At 69.8% G+C, this 19,180-nt stretch carries 12 protein-coding genes; 5 read left to right on the top strand and 7 right to left on the bottom strand.

The window, feature by feature from the left end; genetic code table 11:
- Window positions 1-7: 7 nt before the first annotated feature.
- Window positions 8-1,879, bottom strand: coding sequence for an ABCB family ABC transporter ATP-binding protein/permease (locus tag GHC57_RS08120; protein ID WP_153343083.1), 1,872 nt, complete (start codon window positions 1,877-1,879; stop codon window positions 8-10).
- Between the two features lie 257 nt (window positions 1,880-2,136).
- On the opposite strand from GHC57_RS08120, the gene GHC57_RS08115 reads away from it, so the two are divergent.
- Both GHC57_RS08115 and GHC57_RS08110 read left to right on the top strand, forming a co-directional pair.
- A complete protein-coding gene (locus tag GHC57_RS08115) occupies window positions 2,137-2,361 on the top strand; it encodes an AbrB/MazE/SpoVT family DNA-binding domain-containing protein (RefSeq protein ID WP_153343023.1) in 225 nt (74 codons plus the stop codon).
- Entirely contained in the window at window positions 2,351-2,689 is a 339-nt protein-coding gene (locus GHC57_RS08110) for a type II toxin-antitoxin system PemK/MazF family toxin (protein WP_170294760.1), read from the top strand. The genes GHC57_RS08115 and GHC57_RS08110 overlap by 11 nt, the downstream gene beginning before the upstream one ends.
- 33 nt (window positions 2,690-2,722) lie before the next feature.
- Here the strand turns inward: GHC57_RS08110 and GHC57_RS08105 are convergent, their stop codons facing one another.
- Both GHC57_RS08105 and GHC57_RS08100 read right to left on the bottom strand, forming a co-directional pair.
- Entirely contained in the window at window positions 2,723-2,917 is a 195-nt protein-coding gene (locus tag GHC57_RS08105; RefSeq protein ID WP_246152210.1) for a DUF1192 domain-containing protein, read from the bottom strand.
- A 203-nt stretch (window positions 2,918-3,120) separates the two neighbouring features.
- Window positions 3,121-3,552, bottom strand: coding sequence for a MaoC family dehydratase (locus tag GHC57_RS08100; protein WP_153343019.1), 432 nt, complete (start codon window positions 3,550-3,552; stop codon window positions 3,121-3,123).
- 220 nt (window positions 3,553-3,772) lie between these two features.
- Here GHC57_RS08100 and GHC57_RS08095 point away from each other — a divergent pair, with 220 nt between their 5' ends.
- From GHC57_RS08095 to GHC57_RS08085, 3 genes are all read left to right on the top strand, one after another.
- A complete protein-coding gene (locus tag GHC57_RS08095) occupies window positions 3,773-5,761 on the top strand; it encodes a methyl-accepting chemotaxis protein (RefSeq protein WP_153343017.1) in 1,989 nt (662 codons plus the stop codon).
- A gap of 197 nt (window positions 5,762-5,958) precedes the next feature.
- The gene (locus tag GHC57_RS08090; protein WP_153343015.1) at window positions 5,959-7,443 is read left to right on the top strand and encodes a bifunctional enoyl-CoA hydratase/phosphate acetyltransferase; all 1,485 of its coding nucleotides are present in this window, start codon (window positions 5,959-5,961) and stop codon (window positions 7,441-7,443) included.
- Between the two features lie 133 nt (window positions 7,444-7,576).
- On the top strand, window positions 7,577-8,782 hold the full coding sequence (locus tag GHC57_RS08085) for an acetate/propionate family kinase (protein ID WP_153343014.1): 1,206 nt from the start codon (window positions 7,577-7,579) through the stop codon (window positions 8,780-8,782).
- Here GHC57_RS08085 and GHC57_RS08080 read toward each other — a convergent pair whose 3' ends face one another.
- From GHC57_RS08080 to GHC57_RS08065, 4 genes are all read right to left on the bottom strand, one after another.
- The gene (locus GHC57_RS08080) at window positions 8,783-11,461 is read right to left on the bottom strand and encodes a penicillin-binding protein 1A (RefSeq protein ID WP_153343012.1); all 2,679 of its coding nucleotides are present in this window, start codon (window positions 11,459-11,461) and stop codon (window positions 8,783-8,785) included.
- A gap of 255 nt (window positions 11,462-11,716) precedes the next feature.
- Window positions 11,717-14,455: an Rne/Rng family ribonuclease gene (locus tag GHC57_RS08075; protein WP_153343011.1), complete on the bottom strand. Its 2,739-nt coding sequence runs from the start codon at window positions 14,453-14,455 to the stop codon at window positions 11,717-11,719.
- A 964-nt stretch (window positions 14,456-15,419) separates the two neighbouring features.
- Window positions 15,420-17,657, bottom strand: coding sequence for a CHASE3 domain-containing protein (locus GHC57_RS08070; RefSeq protein WP_153343009.1), 2,238 nt, complete (start codon window positions 17,655-17,657; stop codon window positions 15,420-15,422).
- Window positions 17,658-18,386: 729 nt separating this feature from the next.
- On the bottom strand, window positions 18,387-19,180 hold a 794-nt coding region (locus GHC57_RS08065; protein ID WP_246152209.1), incomplete at its 5' end, for a methyl-accepting chemotaxis protein.

The raw sequence follows: 19,180 nt of genomic DNA, 5'->3' as shown, positions 1-19,180 counted from the left end.
CCCCCCCTCACTCCGTCGTCTCCCACCCCCCGCCCGGCGGCAGCGCCTCCTGGTCGGTGTCCGGGTCGCGGGCGGCGACCTCCAGGCGGGCTTCCAGGTCCTGGGCCTCCTGCTGCTTCCGCCACAGCGCCGCATAGCGCCCGCCCTGGTCCAGCAGAGCCTGATGGGTGCCGCTCTCGGCCACCCGGCCTTCGTCCAGCACCACGATGCGATCGGCGTCGATCACGGTAGACAGCCGGTGCGCGATCACCAGCGTGGTGCGCCCGGCCGAGACCTGCCGCAGCGCCGCCTGGATGTCCTTTTCCGTATGGCTGTCGAGCTGGCTGGTGGCCTCGTCGAACAGCAGGATGGCCGGGTCCTTCAGGATCGCCCGGGCGATGGCCACCCGCTGCTTCTCGCCGCCGGAGAGCTTCAGGCCGCGCTCGCCCACCGCCGTGTCGTAGCCCCGGGGCAGGCTCGTGACGAAGTCGTGCAGCGACGCCAGCCGGGCGGCGCGCTCCACGTCCTCCCACGGCGCGTCCGGGCGGCCATAGGCGATGTTGTAGCCGATGGTGTCGTTGAACAGCACGGTGTCCTGGGGCACGACGCCGATGGCCCGGCGCAGGGACGCCTGGGTGACGTCGCGCACGTCCTGGCCGTCGATGGCCACCCGCCCGCCGGTGACGTCGTAGAACCGATAGAGCAGTCGGCCGATGGTGCTCTTGCCCGCGCCCGACGGCCCAACGATGGCCACCGTCCGCCCGGCCGGCACCTCCAGATCGATGCCGCGCAGCACATCGCGGTCGGGGCCGTAGGCGAAGCGCACCCCCTCGAACCGCACCGTGCCGCCCTCCACCGCCAGATCCCCGGCGCCCGGATGGTCGGCGACCTCGGGCGGCTGGTCCTTCAGGCCGAACATGATCTCCATGTCCACCAGCGCCTGCTTGATCTCGCGGTAGACCATGCCGAGGAAGTTCAGCGGCATGTAAAGCTGCATCAGGTAGGTGTTCACCAGCACGAAGTCGCCGGCGGTCATGGTGCCGTTGACGATGCCGCGCCCGGCCATGGACATGATGACCACCAGCCCGGCGGCGATGATCGCGCCCTGCCCGATGTTCAACAGCGACAGGGAGCCGTGCGACTTCACGGCGGCGTTCTCGTAGGCCGTCAGCGCGCGGTCGAAGCGGCGCGCCTCGTGCTCCTCGTTGCCGAAGTACTTGACGGTCTCGTAGTTCAGCAGGCTGTCGATGGCCTTGGTGTTGGCCTCGGCGTCGTGGTGGTTCATGGTGCGCCGGAAGGACAGCCGCCAGTCGGTGATGGCCAGCGTCCAGGCGATGTAGACCGCGATGGTCACCACGATGGCCGCCGCGAAGGTCCAGTCGTACAGGCTCCACAGGATGACGCAGACCATGCCCAGTTCGATCAGGGCCGGGCCGGCGCGGAAGGCGAACAGGCGCAGCACGATCTCGATGCCGCGCGTGCCGCGTTCGATCACCCGGGACAGGCCGCCGGTCTGACGGTCCATGTGGAACCGCAGCGACATGGCGTGCAGATGGCGGAAGGTCTCCAGCCCGACGACGTGCATGGCGCGCTCGACCACGCGGGCGAACACCAGGTCGCGCAGTTCGTTGAACAGCACCACGCCGACGCGGGCGAGGCCGTAGGACAGGATGGCCAGCAGCGGAATCGCCACCACCACGTCGGGGACCGTCAGGGCGTCCACCGCGTCCTTGTAGAACAGCGGCACATAGACCGTGGCCCCCTTGGCCAGCACCAGCAGGACCATCGAGACCGCCATGCGCGCGCGCAGGGCGGGTTCGTCCTTGGGCCACAGGTGCGGCATCAGGCGGCGCAACACGCGCCAGTCGCCGCGCACGCCCTCGGGCCTGGCGGGGGGCATCTCGGTCGGGTGCTTTCTCAAGGGTCGGTGTCCCGGGTCAAAGGGCCGTGGCCTGGGAGAGGCCAACAGTCCGACTCACCTAGCGCCCCGGCGCGCCCGGCGCAAGGCGGGGGACGCGGCGGGTGCGGTGTCTCTGGAAATCTCGTCCACGGGCGGCGGGTCCACACGATCCGCGAGAGCCTGTGTCCGACCGCGCCGCTTGCCGATCGGGCACGGGCGGCTTAGCGTATGGACAGGACGGACTCAAGGACCCGGCCATGGAACACGCACGGCTGACGGCCACGGGCCGCACCACCATCCCCAAGGCCATCCGCGAGGCCATCGGCCTGCGGGGTGGCGAGACGCTGACGTTCGCCGTTGAGGGCGACCGGGTCATCGTGCGCAAGGCTGCGGCGGACGAAGACGCCTGGACGGATGCGGTGGGCGCCACCCTGTCGGAATGGGACTCGCCCGAGGACGAGGCCGCGTGGCGTGATCTTTGATCCCTTTGACGTGGTGGTCGTGCCCTTCCCCTTTTCGGATCGGGCGGCGAGCAAGCGGCGCCCGGCGTTGGTACTGTCCTCCCATGCCTTCAATGCGGCGCATGACCAGGTCGTTCTGGCGATGATTACGTCGAGCCGGGCCGATCCCTGGCCGAGTGACGTTCCCCTCGCGGACTGGCGGTCGGCAGGGCTGACCGTTCCATGCCACATGCGGGCAAAGGTGTTCACCCTGGATACGGCCCTTATTCTGCGCCGGGTCGGCCACCTTTCGGACGGGGATATCGAGGCTGTTCGGGTGACCTTGCGAACGGTGTTCGACCGGGCGTGACCGGCACGGGGGGGCCCGGGATGGGGGCCGCCCCTACCCCTTCCTGAACACGGACTCGGCGGCAGTCTTGGCCCCGCCCTTGGCCTCGATCATGGCGCGGGCGCGGGCGATCTCCGCCTCAAGCTGGGTGATGTAGTGCTCCAGGTCGCCGACCGACATCACCTCCAGGTTCGGCGGCGCGGCCAGCGTCGGGCGCCGGGGTTCCAGATCGTCGGTATCCATGGCCATGGCCGCGCCTCCAGGTGATACCGGCCGACGATGAGGATGATTCCTGCGACGCAGGGTCGCTGCGACGGCCTTTCAGGATGAGTCATTGTTTTTATCGCCGCAGCGCCCCTTTGGGGCGCGCGGCTCCGCCGCTTCGCGGCGCCGGCCCAGTCGGGCCGGCCAGCCGACGAAAAGGATGAACCTTTCCGTTGGCCGGTATCAGATCACCCGCGCGAGGGCAGCATGAGCGTCGCTTCGCCGTCCACCACCACGGTCTCGCGCACGGTGCAGATGGTGCGGAAGGTGGCGAACCTCTTTTCCGGCTTCAGGTCGATCACCTCGGCCGACACCCGCACGGTGTCGCCGATGCGCACCGGCGCCTTGAAGCGCAGGGTCTGCGAGACATAGATGCAGCCCGGCCCCGGAAACTTGGTGCCGACCAGCGCGGAGATGTAGGCGGCGCTCAGCATGCCGTGGGCGATGCGGCCCTTGAACATGGTGCCGGACGCGTATTCCTCGTCCAGGTGCGCGGGATTGGTGTCGCCCGAGATTCCGGCGAAGCCGACGATGTCCGCCTCCCCCACGGTGCGGCCCAGGCTGCCCTTCTGGCCGACCTCCAGATCCTCGAAAAACGTGTGAACCGGACTCTCGATCATCGGCCCCTCCCGGCGTGTTGCAATGCGGCCTTACCGTAGTGCCAACCCGGCGGCCGCGCAAGAATCCGGCAGGGGACCAGAGGTCCTGCCGCCCGGTTGAAAAACGAACCGCGTCCGTTACCCTGAACAGGCACGCGGACACGGGAGCCCCCGGCCGAAAAGGTCTCTTGAAAAAAGGCCTCGGCGCCGGCCGGGCTCCCCGGGAGGGGAACACAGGTCCATGATGAACGCCATCCGGCGGCTGCGCCTGACGACCAAGACCACGATCACCACCATGTTGCTGATCCTGCTGACCGCGCTGGCGGTCGGGCTGGCGGCCATCCAGGGGGTGCGCGGCGAACTGCGCCAGCAGGTGGTGGAGCGCCAGGGCACCAGCCTGCGGGTCGCGGCGACCATGCTGGACGAGCGCCTGGACGACCTCACGGTGGCGCGCGATGCGGGCGGGGACATCCGCCGCCTGTCGGTGGAGTCCATGCCCGCGTTCGATGACCACGACCTGATCGACACCATCGGCCGGATGACCGGCGAGACCGCCACCGTGTTCGTCTGGGACGACGAGACGCGGGACTTCTGGCGCCGCACCACCAACATCGTCAAGGCCGACGGCACCCGCGCGGTGGGCACACCGCTGGGCCGGGACGGGGCCGTCTACCCCGTGGTCACGGCCGGCGAGACCTATCGCGGCGAGGCCAATATCCTGGGCCGCGACTACTACACCATCTACGAGCCGATCCACGGCCCGGGCGGCTCCGTCGTCGGCATCCTGTACGCCGGGGTCCAGAAGACCCGGATCGACGCCGTGCTGGATGCCGTCACCCGCAACATCCTGATCGCGGCGGTCGTGGCCGCCGTGGGGCTGTCCGTGATCGCGTTCCTGGTGTTCCAGGTCCTGCTGCGCCCCCTGCCCCGCCTGGCCCGGGTCATGGGGGAGATGTCGGCGCGCACCTTCCGGGGCGCCGTGCCCATGGCCGAGCGCGGCGACGAGGTCGGCGACATGGCCCGCGCGCTGGGCGACCTGCACCGGGAGAGCGAGGTCGCCTTCCGCCTGGAACGCATGGTGGAGACCCAGCCGTCCCCCGTGCTGACCTGTGACCCGTCGAGCCACGCCATCACCTACGTCAATCCGCCGGCCCGCGACCTGATCGGCCGCCTGACCGGAGGCGCGGTGACGGACCCGCTGGGCCGCACCGTCCTGGACATCGCGCCGGAGGCCCGCGATCTGCGCCCCGTGCTCGGCGATCCCGCGCGGCTGCCCCACACCAGCCGGTTCACGCGCGCCGGGCTGACCATCGAGAGCAAGGTCTCGGCCATCCACGACCGGCACGGCACCTTCGTCGCCCCCATGCTGACCTGGACCGACATCACCCGCGCGGTGGCGATGAGCGACACCTTCGAGGCCAACGTCAAGGGCGTGACCGACTCGGTGGCCGAGGCCGCCCGCACCATGGCGGGCCTGTCCGAAACGCTGGAGCAGACCGCGCGTCAGAGCGAGGTCCGCACCACCTCGGCGGCGTCGGGGGCAGAGGAAACGTCGGCCAACGTCCAGGCCGCCGCCGCCTCGGCCGAGCAAATGACCGCCGCCATCGCGGAAATCAACCGCCGGGTCGCGGAGGCCGGCGCCATGACCGGCCGCGCCGTGGAGGAGACCGGACGCGCCCAGACGGTCATGGACTCCCTGCGCACCGCCGCCGACCGCATCGGGACCGTGGTGCAGATCATCACCGATATCGCGGCGCAGACCAACCTGCTGGCGCTGAACGCCACCATCGAGGCCGCCCGCGCCGGCGAGGCCGGCAAGGGCTTCGCCGTCGTGGCCAACGAGGTCAAGACCCTCGCCAACCAGACCAGCCGCGCCACGGACGAGATCGCCACCCAGGTGGGCGACATGCAGACGCAGACCGGCGCCATCGCCCAGGCCATCACCGCCATCGCGGAGGTGATCCAGGGCCTGGAGGCGGTCGCCGGATCGATCTCGGACGCCATGGGCCAGCAGGCCGAGGCGACCGCCGAGATCGGGCGCACGGTCGAGGACGCCGCCGGCGGCACCCGGCTGGTGTCCAGCGATGTCTCGGGCCTCGCCACCCTGTCGCGCGAGACCCTGGAGGTCGTGGAGCGCGTGCGAGCCGCCACCCAGGACCTGTCCCGGCAGGCGGACACCCTGAGCCGGGAGGTGCAAAGCTTCCTGGACTTCATGAAGACGGAGACCTGATCCCTCTCGGGCGGCGCCCGCCTGTTGCGCCCCGCACACAGGGCAATGCCCGCATGCAGACGGCGCGACCCCTGGCCCCTTGACGGACGGGACCCGGAAGCAAACAGTCTGGGCCAGCACTTCGCACATGCGAACAGGGCCTGTGCAGCGCGGCATGACCGCGCGGCCCGCGCCCCGCCACCAGAAGGGGACCAGCCATGACCGCCAGCCAGACCCGCGCGAACCGGACCTATGACGAGATCGCCGTGGGCGACGAGGCCACGATCCGGCGCGTCTGCACGGCGCGGGACATGATCGTGTTCGCTCATGCCTCCGGCAACTACAACCCGGTGCACCTGCCGCAGGCGAACCGGGGCGACGAAACGCAGATCGTGGCCCCCAGCATGTGGGTGGGCTCGCTGTTCTCCGCCGTGCTGGGCAACCTGCTGCCCGGCTTTGGCACGCTCTATCTGGGCCAGACCCTGAAGTTCCACGACCGCGCCCATGTGGGCGACCCGCTCAGCGTGCGCGTGACCGTGGTGGACAAGCGGCCCGACAACGTGGTCGTGCTGTCGTGCATCGTGGTCCGCGACCCGGACGAGGACGGCCGGGGCGAGACCCTGATCTGCGAGGGGCTGGCCGAGGTGGTCGCGCCCACCGAGAAGGTCGAGGTGGGCGGCAGCGTGCTGCCCGATCTGCTGGTGGAGAGCCACCGCCACTTCGAAGCCCTGCTGCGCGCCTGCGAGGGCCTGCCGCCGCTGCCCACCGCAGTGGTCGCGCCCGAGGAGGAGTCGGCTCTCGCCGGCGCCCTGATGGCCGCCGATCACGGCCTGATCGCGCCCATCCTGATCGGCGAGGCCGTGCGCATGGCCGAGGTCGCGGCCGGCATGGGCCGCTCGCTGGACGGGTTCGAGGTGATCGATGTGCCCGACCATCTGGCGGCGGCGGCCAAGGCCGTCGAGCTGGCCAACAAGGGCCAGGCCAAGGCGCTGATGAAGGGCCACTTGCACACCGACATCCTGCTCGGCCAGGTCACCAAGCGGGACGGCGGGCTGCGCACCGGCCGGCGCATCAGCCACGTGTTCGTGATGGATGTGCCGGGGCTGGACCACCTGCTGCTGATCTCGGATTCCGCCATCAACATCGCGCCCGACCTGGACGCCAAGGTGGACATCACCCAGAACGCCATCGACGTGGGCCGCGCCCTGGGTCTGGGTCAGCCGCGTGTCGGCGTTCTGTCGGCGGTGGAGACGGTGAACCCCAAGATCCCCTCGACCCTCGACGCCGCCATCCTGTCCAAGATGGCCGAGCGCGGCCAGATCACCGGCGGCATCGTGGACGGCCCCCTGGCCATGGACAACGCCATCGACATCCACGCCGCCGAGACCAAGGGCATCACCTCGCTGGTGGCCGGCCGCGCCGAGGTGCTGATCGTGCCCAACCTGGAGTCGGGCAACATGCTGGCCAAGGAACTCGCCTTCGTCGCCCACGCGGAGAGCGCCGGGCTGGTCCTCGGCGCCAAGGTGCCGCTGATGGTCACCAGCCGCGCCGACAACGACAAGGCCCGCCTGGTCTCCTGCGCGGTGGCGCTGCTGTACCAGCACTGGACGGCCACCGGCACGTCGCGCCTCGACGAGGAGGCCGGCGCCGCCGCCAAGGCCCAGGCGGAGGCCGCCACGCCCCCCAGGCAGGCCGCGCAGTAGTCTTGATGGATCGGCGATGCCCCGGACGCGTCCGGGTCATCGCCTCCGCGGCTTCGCCGCGCCGGTGCGGTCGCACCGGCCGCCCGACACCCGACACTCTCGTGTCGGCCGGTTTCAACGCCAGGGACTCCCCATGACCGACACCCGCCACATCCTGACCCTCAACGCGGGGTCTTCGAGCCTCAAGGTGTCCCTGTGGCACCTGGGCGAGACCCCGGACCACCTGGAGGAACTGGCCCACGGCCAGATCGAGAACCTGGGCAGCGCGCCCCACTTCGTGCTGAAGGGGCCGGGCGGGGCCGTGCTGACCGAGCACCGCTGGGCGGCAGGCGATCCGGACGGCCCGGGCGACCACAAGGGCGCCCTGGACCTGATCCTGACCTGGAAGCGCGAGCACGTCGGCGACCTGGACATCGCCGCCATCGGCCACCGGGTGGTGCACGGCGGGCCGGAGCTGGACCGCCCCATCGTCCTGGACGACACCACCCTGGGCCGGCTGGACCGGCTGGTGCCGCTGGCGCCGTTGCACCAGCCGCACAACCTGCGCGGTGTCCATGCGGCCCGCGCGGCGTTTCCGGACGCCCTCCAGGTGGCCTGCTTCGACACCGCGTTCCATCGCGGCCACCCCTGGGTGAACGACACCTACGCCCTGCCGGCCGAATACTACAACGAGGGCGTGCGGCGCTACGGGTTCCACGGCCTGTCCTATGAATACGTCGCCGGTGCGCTCGGCCGCACGGCCCCCGATGTGCTCGCGGGCCGGGTCGTGGTCGCCCATCTGGGCAACGGCGCCAGCCTGTGCGCCATGCAGGGCGGCCGCTCCATCGAATGCACGCTGGGCTTCACCGCGCTGGACGGCCTCGCCATGGGGACGCGCTGCGGCCAGCTCGACCCCGGCGTGGTGCTGTGGCTGATGGACGAGAAGGGCATGGACACAAAGGCCGTTTCCGACCTGCTGTACAAGCAGTCGGGGCTCAAGGGGCTGTCCGGTCTCAGCCACGACATGCGCACCCTGGAGGCCGCCGGCACCCGCGAGGCCGCCGGCGCCGTGGCCTACTTCGAGGCCCGCGTGCGCCGGGAGATCGGCGCCCTGGCCGCCACCCTGGGCGGGCTCGACGGCCTGGTGTTCGCCGGTGGCATCGGCGAGAACGCCAGCGGCCTGCGCGCGCGCATCTGCGGCGGCCTGGGCTTCCTGGGGGTGACGCTGGATCCGGCCCGCAACATCGCCGGCGCGGACGCCGGTCGCATCTCGGCCGACGGCGCCGGGGTCGCCGTCCATGTCATCGAGACCAACGAGGAAGCCATGATCGCCGCCCACACCCGGGCGCTGATGGCCTGACTAATACAGCCCGCCGGCCTGGGGCGCGGCGCCGCCGCCGGACGGGCGCGGCGGAGGGGCCGCGCCCACCTGCCCGCTCGACGCGCCCGACGGCTGGCCCGGATACGGCTGGCCCGAGGACGGCTGACCGGCGCCTTGCTGGCCCGGCTGACCCTGTGACTGTGACCCGCTGCCCAGATTGACCGCCCCCGGCGAGGGCACCACGCCCACACCGGCGGCCGACGGCACCCCGTAGCCGCCGCCGTAGCCGCCCGGATAGTCGCCGCCGTACCCGGCCAGCGAGCCGGTCCCGTCCAGCACGGTGGGATCGGACGCGGGGCCTTCGCCGGGCTTGAACGCCTCGGTGATGGTGCCTTCGCCGCCGCTGGACCGCTGGCCGGAGACCCGGTCGATGGTCACGAATTCGATGCCCGGCGGCACCCGGAAGGGCCGGGCCGGCACGTCTTCCAGCGCCGCCTTCATGAACTCGGCGAAGATGGGACCGGCAGTCAAGGCGCCCTGCTCGCGCGAGCCCAGGGTGCGCGGCTCGTCGAAGCCGACGAACACACCCACGGCCAGATCGGGCGAGAAGCCCACGAACCAGGTGTCGAACGAATCGTTCGACGTGCCGGTCTTGCCCGCGACCGGCTTTTGCACGATCCGGCCCACGCGCACGCCGGTGCCGCGCTGGACCACGCCTTCCAGGATCGAGACCATCTGATACGCCGTCAGCGGGTCCAGGATCTGCGGTCGGGCGTCCTGCAGCCGGGGCACGCCCTGCCCGCTCCACCCCACCGTCTGGCAGTCCAGGCAGGGGCGGCCGTCGTGACGGTAGATGGTCTCGCCGTGGCGGTCCTGGATGCGGTCGATCAGGGTCGGATCAATGCGGTGGCCGCCGTTCACGATCATCGCATAGGCGGTGGTCAGCCGCAGCACGGTGGTCTCGATGGAGCCCAGCGACGCCGCCAGATACTGCGGCATGTCGTCGTTGATGCCGAAGCGCTCGGTGATGTCCGCGACCTCTTCCATGCCGACCGCCTGGGCCAGCCGCACGGTCATCAGGTTGCGGGATTTCTCGATGCCCATGCGCAGGGTGGAGGGACCGTAGAACTTGTTGGAATAGTTCTTCGGCTTCCACTTGGCCAGACCGGGGCCCTGGTCGTAGACGAACGGCGCATCCAGGATGATCGACGCCGGGGTGTAGCCGTTTTCCAGCGCGGCCAGATAGACGAACGGCTTGAACGCCGACCCGGGCTGACGCAGCGCCTGGGTGGCGCGGTTGAACTCGGAGCGTTCGGCGGAGAAGCCGCCCATCATCGCCAGCACGCGGCCGGTGTGCGGGTCCAAGGCGACCAGCGCGCCCTCGACGTTGGGGATCTGGCGCAGCGCGAAGGTGTTCGGGTCGGCCTGGCCCTCTTCGCCCTCTTCGGCCTCTTCGCCGTCTTCCCCCCCGACCGCCTCGACCAGGATCACATCGCCGACCGAAACCACATCGTCGGCGCTGTTGGGTTCGGGCCCCACGCGCTGATCCTCCCGCCAGGGCCGCGCCCAGGTCATGGTCTCCAGGGCCATGCTGCCCTGGGTGCCGGTGCCGAAGCCCAGGGTGACGGTGCGCGGCTCAACCCGCAGCACCAGCGCGAGGCGCCAGTCGTCGGGCGCGCCGGCGGGCCGCTCCAGGTCGGCCAGGGCCTCGGCCCAGCCCGTCTCGACCGGAAGCGTGGTGACCGGGCCGCGCCAGCCATGGCGGCGGTCATAGGCGATCAGGCCCTTGCGCAGCACCCGTCCGGCGATCTTCTGCAGGTCCGGGTCCAGGGTCGAGCGCACGGCCAGACCGCCCTGGTACAGCGCGTCCTCGCCGTAGCGCGCGGCCAGGGTGCGGCGGATCTCCTCCGAGAAGAAGCCAGCCCCGTACACGGTCTGGGTCTCGTCGCGATTGCGGAGGATGATCTCCTCGGCGCGCGCCGCCTCGGCCTGCGCGGGCGTGATGTGCCCATCTTCCAGCATGCGGCCGATGACGTAGTTGCGGCGCTCGATGGCGGCGTCCGGGCGGCGGATCGGATGATAGTTGTTGGGCGCCTTGGGCAGGCCGGCCAGGAAGGCGGCCTCGCCGATGGTCAGTTCATCCACCGACTTGTTGAAGTAGTTCAGCGCGGCCGCCGCCACCCCGTAGGAGCGGAACCCCAGATAGATCTCGTTCAGGTACAGCTCAAGGATATGATCCTTGCTGAACGCCTGTTCGATGCGGAAGGCCAGCAGCGCTTCCTTGATCTTGCGCTCAATGGAAACCTCGTTGGTCAGCAGGAAGTTCTTCGCCACCTGCTGGGTGATGGTCGAGGCCCCCACCGGCCGCCGGTCGGTGTTCAGGTTCTGGACGTTGGTGATGATCGCCCGGATCAGACCCTGCACGTCGATGCCGGGGTGGGAATAGAACGATTTGTCCTCGGCCGACAGGAAGGCGTTCGTCACCCGTTCGGGGATCGCCTCGATCGGCAGATACACGCGCTTCTCGATGGCGTATTCCGCCATCAGCCGCCCGTCGTTGGCATAGACGCGCGTCGTGATCGGCGGCTCGTATTCCTTGAGGTGGCCGTAGGCCGGCAGATCCTGGCTGAAGTGGTAGAACACGTAGCCGACGGACGCCAGGCCGACCAGACCCAGGACGATCGCGGTGCTCAGGAAGAGCCGAAAAACCTTCAACATGGGGCCGCCGCACAGTTATCAGGGAAAACGCGGGGGATCGGCGCAACCGGACCGTCCGGTGACGCACCGGCGCACATCCACCTGCGGGCCCGGGCCGCGCCCGCGCGCCCGCGTCTGATGGTCGCCGTGATACGCGCGGAATGTGGCGCGCTCAAGGCTTCCCGCCCATGGCCCGGCGCTCCAAGAGGGCGGCCCGGGCGGGGTGCCATCACCCCACCCGTGACGCGCGCCATGGGTCCGGCCGCACCCGGTCCGTCAGCGCCGCCACCAGCCCCGGCGGACCGGCCGGGTCTCGTCGGACTCCGCCTCGGTCTCGGTTTCGGCCTCTGTGGGCTGAGCGTCCCCGTCCCCTGCATCGGCGACGGCCTCCTCGCCGGCCGCCCCGTCCTCGTCCGCGCCATGGTCATCGACCTCGGCGGACTCGGCGGGGTCGCCGGGGTCGTTGGTGTCGTCGCTCGAAGCGGACGGCGGCGGCGCGTCCGGCTCGACCAGAGATTCCGCGTCGGAGGGCGCATCGACTGACGCCCCAGCTTCGGCCCCCGCGTCTGCCCCCGCGTCTGCCACGGCGTCGGTGTCGTTGGCCGCCACCGGCGCGACGGACGCGGCCCCATCGGCCGTCGCCGGCGCGCCTTCGTCCGTCGGATCCGAGCCGGAGTCGTCCGCATGCGACGCGGCCGTGTCGGACGTCGCCTCGACGAAGGCCCCTTCGTCGGCGCGGCTCGGCTCGTCGCCGTCCCATCGGTCGGTTTCCGTGTCGGTGTCGGTGTCGGTGTCGGTGTCGGCCTCGGCGTCCGAACCGGCCTCGCCCCCCTCGGTCTCCCCCGTGCCCTCGCCGTTCGCGCGGGTGCGGTTGCGACGCCCGCCCCGGCGGCGACGGGGACGCCGGGAGCGGCGCGGACCGTTGCCGTCCTCGTCGGCGCCCTCGCCGTCCTGGCGGCCCTCGGCATCGGACTCGCCCCCGGCATCGCCGTCCGCCGCGTCACCCTGGCCGGCGTCGTCTGCGCCGCCGTCCTGATCGTCGCCGCCGTCCCCGTTGCTCTCGCCGTCGCGGTCGGTCTCGCGGTCGCCCTCACGACGCGGCTTGCGCCGCCGCCGCCGCCGCTTCTTGCGGCTGCCGCCGTCGTCCTCGTCCCGCTCGCCGGTGTCCCGGTCGCGACCGCGTCCCCGGTCGGACGGGCGGGCATCGTCCGCCTCGGCGTCCGTGTCCGTCTCGGTGCCCGGGTCGTCGTCGTCCTCGTCGTCCGGCGCAATGATCGCGGGCGGCGCGGTGGTCGTCTCCGGCGGCGCATCGGGCCGGCCCTCGGCCCTGATCCGGTCCATGGTGTAGGCCGGGATGATGAGGCTGTCGTCACCCTCGATATTGACCCGGAAGTCGTAGCGGCTCTCGATGGCCGTCAGCATGGCGCGCTTGTTGTTGAGGATGTAGAGCGCCACCGGCGTCGGCACCCGCAGCGTGACCTCCGACGAACGGCGGCGGACCCCCTCTTCCTCGATCACGCGCAGCATGGCGATGGCCGTGGATTCGATGGAGCGCACCACGCCCGTGCCGTGGCACTGCTGGCAGGTGTGGAAGGCCGTTTCCATCAGGCTGGGCCGCAGCCGCTGGCGCGACATCTCCAGCAGGCCGAAGGCGCTGATCCGGCTCATCTGGATGCGCGCCCGGTCCTGCTTCAGGGCCTCCTTCAGGCGCCGCTCGACCGCCGCGTTGTTGCGGTTGTCGTCCATGTCGATGAAGTCGATGACGATCAGCCCGGCCAGGTCGCGCAGGCGGAGCTGGCGCGCGATCTCGTCGGCGGCCTCAAGGTTGGTCTTGAGGGCCGTCTCCTCGATATGGCGTTCCTTGGTGGACTTGCCGGAGTTGACGTCGATCGCGACCAGGGCTTCGGTCTGGTTGATGACCACGTAGCCGCCCGAGCGCAACTGCGCCACCGGGCTGTGCATGGCGTCGAGCTGGCTTTCCACCTGGAAGCGGTGGAACAGCGGCATGGCCGTCTCGCGATAGGGCTTCACCTTCCGCGCGTGCGACGGGGTGAGCATCTTCATGAAGTCCTTGGCGGCGCGGTACCCGTCCTCGCCGTCCACCAGGATTTCCTCCACGTCCCGCGTGTAGATGTCGCGGATCGCGCGCTTGATGAGATTCGCTTCCTCGTGGATGAGGGCCGGCGCCATGGACTGCAGCGTGGTCTCCTTGATGAGCTCCCACTGCCGCGTCAGGTACTCGAAGTCGCGCTTGATCTCGGCCTTGCTGCGTTCCGCGCCGGCCGTGCGCAGGATCACCGAGCCGCCGGGCGGACCGTGCAGATCGGACAGGATCGCCTTCAGGCGGCGCCGGTCGGTCTGGCTGCTGATCTTGCGCGACACGCCGCCGCCGCGCGCCGTGTTGGGCATGAACACGCAGTAGCGCCCGGCGAGCGACAGATAGGTGGTCAGGGCCGCGCCCTTGTTGCCGCGCTCCTCCTTGACGACCTGCACCAGCAGGATCTGGCGGCGCTTGATGACCTCCTGGATCTTGTAGTTGCGCAGGGCGTTGGCCTGGGTGCGCGGCGAGGCCGCGGTCACGGTCTCCTCGCCGCCCAGGTCCTCGACCTCGCGGGGGGCGCCGTTGCCGTTGCCATCGGGGGCGTCGCCACCGTCGCCGTCGCTGTCGTCCCCGTCCCCGGCGTCCCCATCGCCGTTGTGGTCGTCCTCGGCCTCGGCGGCGCGCTGGCGCTCGGTCTGTTCCGCGATCAGCGCCTGACGGTCGGCGACCGGAATTTGATAGTAGTCGGGATGAATCTCGCTGAAGGCGAGAAAACCGTGCCGGTTGCCGCCGTACTCGACGAAGGCGGCCTGAAGCGAAGGCTCGACCCGGACAACCTTGGCCAGGTAAACATTGCCCTTGATCTGCTTCTTGGTACTGGTCTCGACATCAAATTCTTCGAGGCGTGTTCCATCCAGCACGACGACCCGGGTTTCTTCCGGGTGGCCCGTGTCGATCAATAGTCTCTTTGCCATTCAAGGACGAACTCCGTGGGGTCGCCGGCGCCGACCCCGCCTGGGCGGGGGCGCCGGGACCTGATCCTGACAAGAGACCGCCGGAAGAACGGGCCAGAGGCCCCCGTCGGGCCGTGGCGCGCATCGCCGCAGCGAGGCGCGCCGCCCTGGCCGCGCCCCGCGCTAGGCCACACCGCCCGACGCCAAGCGGCCCGGTCGCGAGCGACCGGGACGCGGGTCCGAACGGGTGCGGGGGGCGGGTGAGCGGCATGACGGGACCCTTCTGATCCGGACCCTTCCGGTCCGGTCTCGAATGAGTGAAGCGAACTCTCGGTCTGTCGCTCAACGACGGGGCCGGGCGGGTCGCGACGGAGGCCCGACCGAGGGCCGATGCGGCGCAGGCGCCACCCCGTCCCCGGCTCCCCCTGCCTTGACCTGACGGCGCGCCCCGGGCCGAACGGCCCCCGTGCTCCTCGGCGCACCCCGTCTGCGGACGGCCACGAGGGCCACCGCGATCCAGGCCGGCGCCGCGTTCGCGTCCCCTGCGCGAACCGACGCATCACGGTCGACGGATGAATATGACGCACCCGCCTGCGCGGCCCCTGTGCGAGCGACGACAGAAAACCTCGAAGAGAATAGTCGGGCAGACCCTCGGATACAATAGCTAGGTGATGAAGAGCTAGGTGATGAAGCCCAGGGCCCCGAATCCGGATTGCCGTTCTGTGACACGGATGGGGGGAACCTGCCTCACGAGGTCCTTCGGTCGCCCCCAGCGACGCGTCGCGTCGCCGCAAAGGCGTGCGACCATCGGAACGATGGTCGCGGGGGCTCCCTCAGGATGGCACACTTTTAATAGAGTTTGTCATCCTGAGCGCCCTAAGGGCGCGAAGGATTTCGGGATGAGGCCGGTGATGCCGGCCCGACGCCGGACCAGCGCCGGGCGGGGCGGGGCGGGTCACGCCGCACCGCCCGGCCCGCTTGGGGGTCACGCCGCGCGGACGTCCGCCAGGAAGCGTTCCACCATCGCCTTGAGCTGCGTGGACTGCTCGTTGAGCGAGCCCGTAGCCTGGAGCACGCTTTCAGCGGCCGACCCGGCCTCGCGCGCCGCCTCGGTCACGCCGACGATGGTCTGGGAGACCTCGGCCGTCCCCTGGCTGGCCTGCTGCACGTTGCGCGCGATCTCCTGGGTCGCCGCGTCCTGCTCCTCCATGGCCGAGGCGATGGTGGTGGCGACCTCGGTGATCTTGTTGATGATGCCCGAGATGGACTCAATGGCGCCCACGGCCGTCCGGGTCTCGGACTGGACCGCGCCGATCTGGCGGCCGATGTCCTCGGTGGCCTTGGCGGTCTGGGTGGCGAGGCTCTTGACCTCGTTGGCGACCACCGCGAAGCCCTTGCCCGCATCACCCGCGCGGGCGGCCTCGATGGTGGCGTTCAGCGCCAGCAGGTTGGTCTGGTCGGCGATGTCGGTGATGAGGTCCACCACCTCGCCGATCTTCTTGGAGGCGTCGGCCAGACCCGAGACCACCGCGTTGGTGCGCTGGGCCTCCTCGGCGGCCTGATGCGAGATGTCGTTGGACTGCTGCACCTGACGGCCGATCTCGTGGATCGACGAGGACAGTTCCTCGGCCGCCGAGGCCACCGTCTGCACGTTGCTCGACGCCTCCTCCGACGCGGCGGCGACGGTGGTGGCCTGCGTATTGGTCTCCTCGGCGATCGAGGCCATGCTCTGCGCGGAGGACTGCAACTGCGTCGCGGCGGCGGCCACGGCCTCCAGGACGCCGCTCACACCCACGTCGAACTCGTGGTTCAACTCCTCGATGCGCGCCGCGCGGGCCTGGCGGTGCTCCACCTCGGCCGCCTGCTCGGCGGCGAGGGCGTCCGCCTTCTGCATGCTTTCCTTGAAGACCCGGACGGCGTCGGACATTTCGCCGATCTCGTCCTTGCGGCCGGCCCCCGGGATGTCCGTGGTCATGTCGCGATCCGCGAGACGGTGCATGGCGCCCGTGATGGCAAGGATCGGGCGGGAAATACTCCCCCCGAGCACCAGGGCCAGGATGACGCCGATCGCAAGCCCACCGACGATGCACCCCCAGATCAGCATGGACGTCATCGAGACCGTGGCCGCGTTGGCGGCCTGGCGCTGTTCCAGCAAGCCCATTTCCTCGTCCACGAAATCCGCCATGTGCTGGCGGAAGGCATCGAAATACTGCTTGCCCTCGGCTTTCGCGATCAGGTCGGAGACATCGTCCATGGTCTTCGCATCGCCGATCGCGCGGCGCAGGTCGATGGTCGGCTCGACCACCTCCGTCAGCCAGCCCGTGATGCTCGCGCCGACCTCCGTCAACAGTTCGACCTGGGCGGGATTGTCGCTGACGGTCTCCTGGAGCGCGGTCAGTTGGCTCTGGAAGCGCGCCCGGCCGGCCGTGAAGGGGTCCAGGAACGCTTCGTCGCCCGCCAGAAGATAGCCGCGCATGCCGGTTTCCATGTCCACGGCGCTGGCGATCAGGGCGTTGGCGGCCTGAATGACGCTGTAGGTATGGACGATCCAGCGCTGGTCCTCTTCCAGGGCGTCCAGCGAGTCGGCCAAGCCCTCGGTCCCCGCGGCGTCCCCAAGGAACCGGGATCGGGCGGACATGCGCGCGTTGACCTCGTCCCAGGTCGCCTCCACCTCGGCACGGCGCGTGTCGAGCAGAGCGGTCTCGCGCCCCAGGAACGTGGCCATCTGATCGCGGAAGCGGTCGAAGAAGGCCTTGCCACGCGCCTGGCCGACCAACGCCGCCATGTCATTCATGGTGGGCGCGTCCCCGATCTCGCGGCGCAGCGCGATATACGGGGTGGCCACATTGGCCTCCCAGTCCTTCAGAACGGCCGCGGCCTTGCCCAGCCGCGCCACCTGCGCGGGATTGTCCGAGACCAGCCGCTGCAGGTCTTCGATCGCCCCGAACGCCCGCTCCTCTCCTGCCAGGTAGGGCGCCAGGAACCCGTCCGTTCCAGCCAAAAGGTAGCCGCGCATCCCGGTTTCCATATCGACGGCGTACCCGACAATGTCGGAAGCGTCCAACAGGACTTCTCGGGTATGATCGACGGCGGTGTTCGTTCGAATGATGGAGTTGATGTTGTAGAGGCTGATGACGCCAACCAAAACAAGAAGCGTGAGAGGCGACAGCACGCCGATCAGAATCTTGGGTTTTGTTTTCAGGTTTTGCCAGGCCGCACTCATCGACTGCGCTCCTCAATTTTGGCAGCCGGGCTCCAAGCCCGGAGACCAAGCTCTCAACATGCTTGAATTATGGCACAATTAGTGCGGCCTTCCTATTTTGCAAAAGAACGAGCCGCGCAAGATCAAACGAATGCCCTGCCGCACCAAAAGATGACATGTGCGGAAAGAGCATGCCCACCATCACTAAAAAAGAACCTTCCTATAACATTCGATAATAAACTTGGCCTACGACTTGGCAGGACCCGACAACCCCTGCGACCGCAATACAAAAAACGGGTCTTTGGTTGTACGAACGTGGCTGGCCATGATGACGATGAATCAGGGCCAAGTCCGGCCGTGGGGTCCGGCCTTGGGGTCGCGGTGAGGTCGTGCGGCCGAACCGGACACGCGACAAACAGGACCGCGATTTCGCCGACCCGCACAAGACTGCGAGTCTCCCCAAATCATCCAACGCGAAGAACTGAGTGATCTTTTGTCGCGGCACCGGCGCCACTGGGCCGGCTCCGAGACGCGGCGTCGGCGGCGCCGGTGACCCGAATCCGTCCGGTTCATCGCCGATCCGTGTCCCGCCATGAGCCAGCGCGCGCGACCCGTCCGTGTCCGCCTGGTTCGGCACCGGCCCCCGCGCCCCATCTCCCGGCCATTGGGGCCACCCGCGCCGGCCCGACGCCGGACCAGCGCCGGGCGGGGCGGGGCGGGGCACGCCGCCCCGCCCGGCCCGCTTGGGGGTCACGCCGCGCGGACGTCCGCCAGGAAGCGTTCCACCATCGCCTTGAGCTGCGTGGACTGCTCGTTGAGCGAGCCCGTAGCCTGGAGCACGCTTTCAGCGGCCGACCCGGCCTCGCGCGCCGCCTCGGTCACGCCGACGATGGTCTGGGAGACCTCGGCCGTCCCCTGGCTGGCCTGCTGCACGTTGCGCGCGATCTCCTGGGTCGCCGCGTCCTGCTCCTCCATGGCCGAGGCGATGGTGGTGGCGACCTCGGTGATCTTGTTGATGATGCCCGAGATGGACTCAATGGCGCCCACGGCCGTCCGGGTCTCGGACTGGACCGCGCCGATCTGGCGGCCGATGTCCTCGGTGGCCTTGGCGGTCTGGGTGGCGAGGCTCTTGACCTCGTTGGCGACCACCGCGAAGCCCTTGCCCGCATCACCCGCGCGGGCGGCCTCGATGGTGGCGTTCAGCGCCAGCAGGTTGGTCTGGTCGGCGATGTCGGTGATGAGGTCCACCACCTCGCCGATCTTCTTGGAGGCGTCGGCCAGACCCGAGACCACCGCGTTGGTGCGCTGGGCCTCCTCGGCGGCCTGATGCGAGATGTCGTTGGACTGCTGCACCTGACGGCCGATCTCGTGGATCGACGAGGACAGTTCCTCGGCCGCCGAGGCCACCGTCTGCACGTTGCTCGACGCCTCCTCCGACGCGGCGGCGACGGTGGTGGCCTGCGTATTGGTCTCCTCGGCGATCGAGGCCATGCTCTGCGCGGAGGACTGCAACTGCGTCGCGGCGGCGGCCACGGCCTCCAGGA

The organism is Roseospira navarrensis (assembly GCF_009601025.1).
GTDB classification, from domain to species: Bacteria; Pseudomonadota; Alphaproteobacteria; order Rhodospirillales; family Rhodospirillaceae; genus Rhodospira; species Rhodospira navarrensis.
Note: the sequence above shows the minus strand (reverse complement) of the source record. Positions and strands in the feature narration are given on the sequence as shown.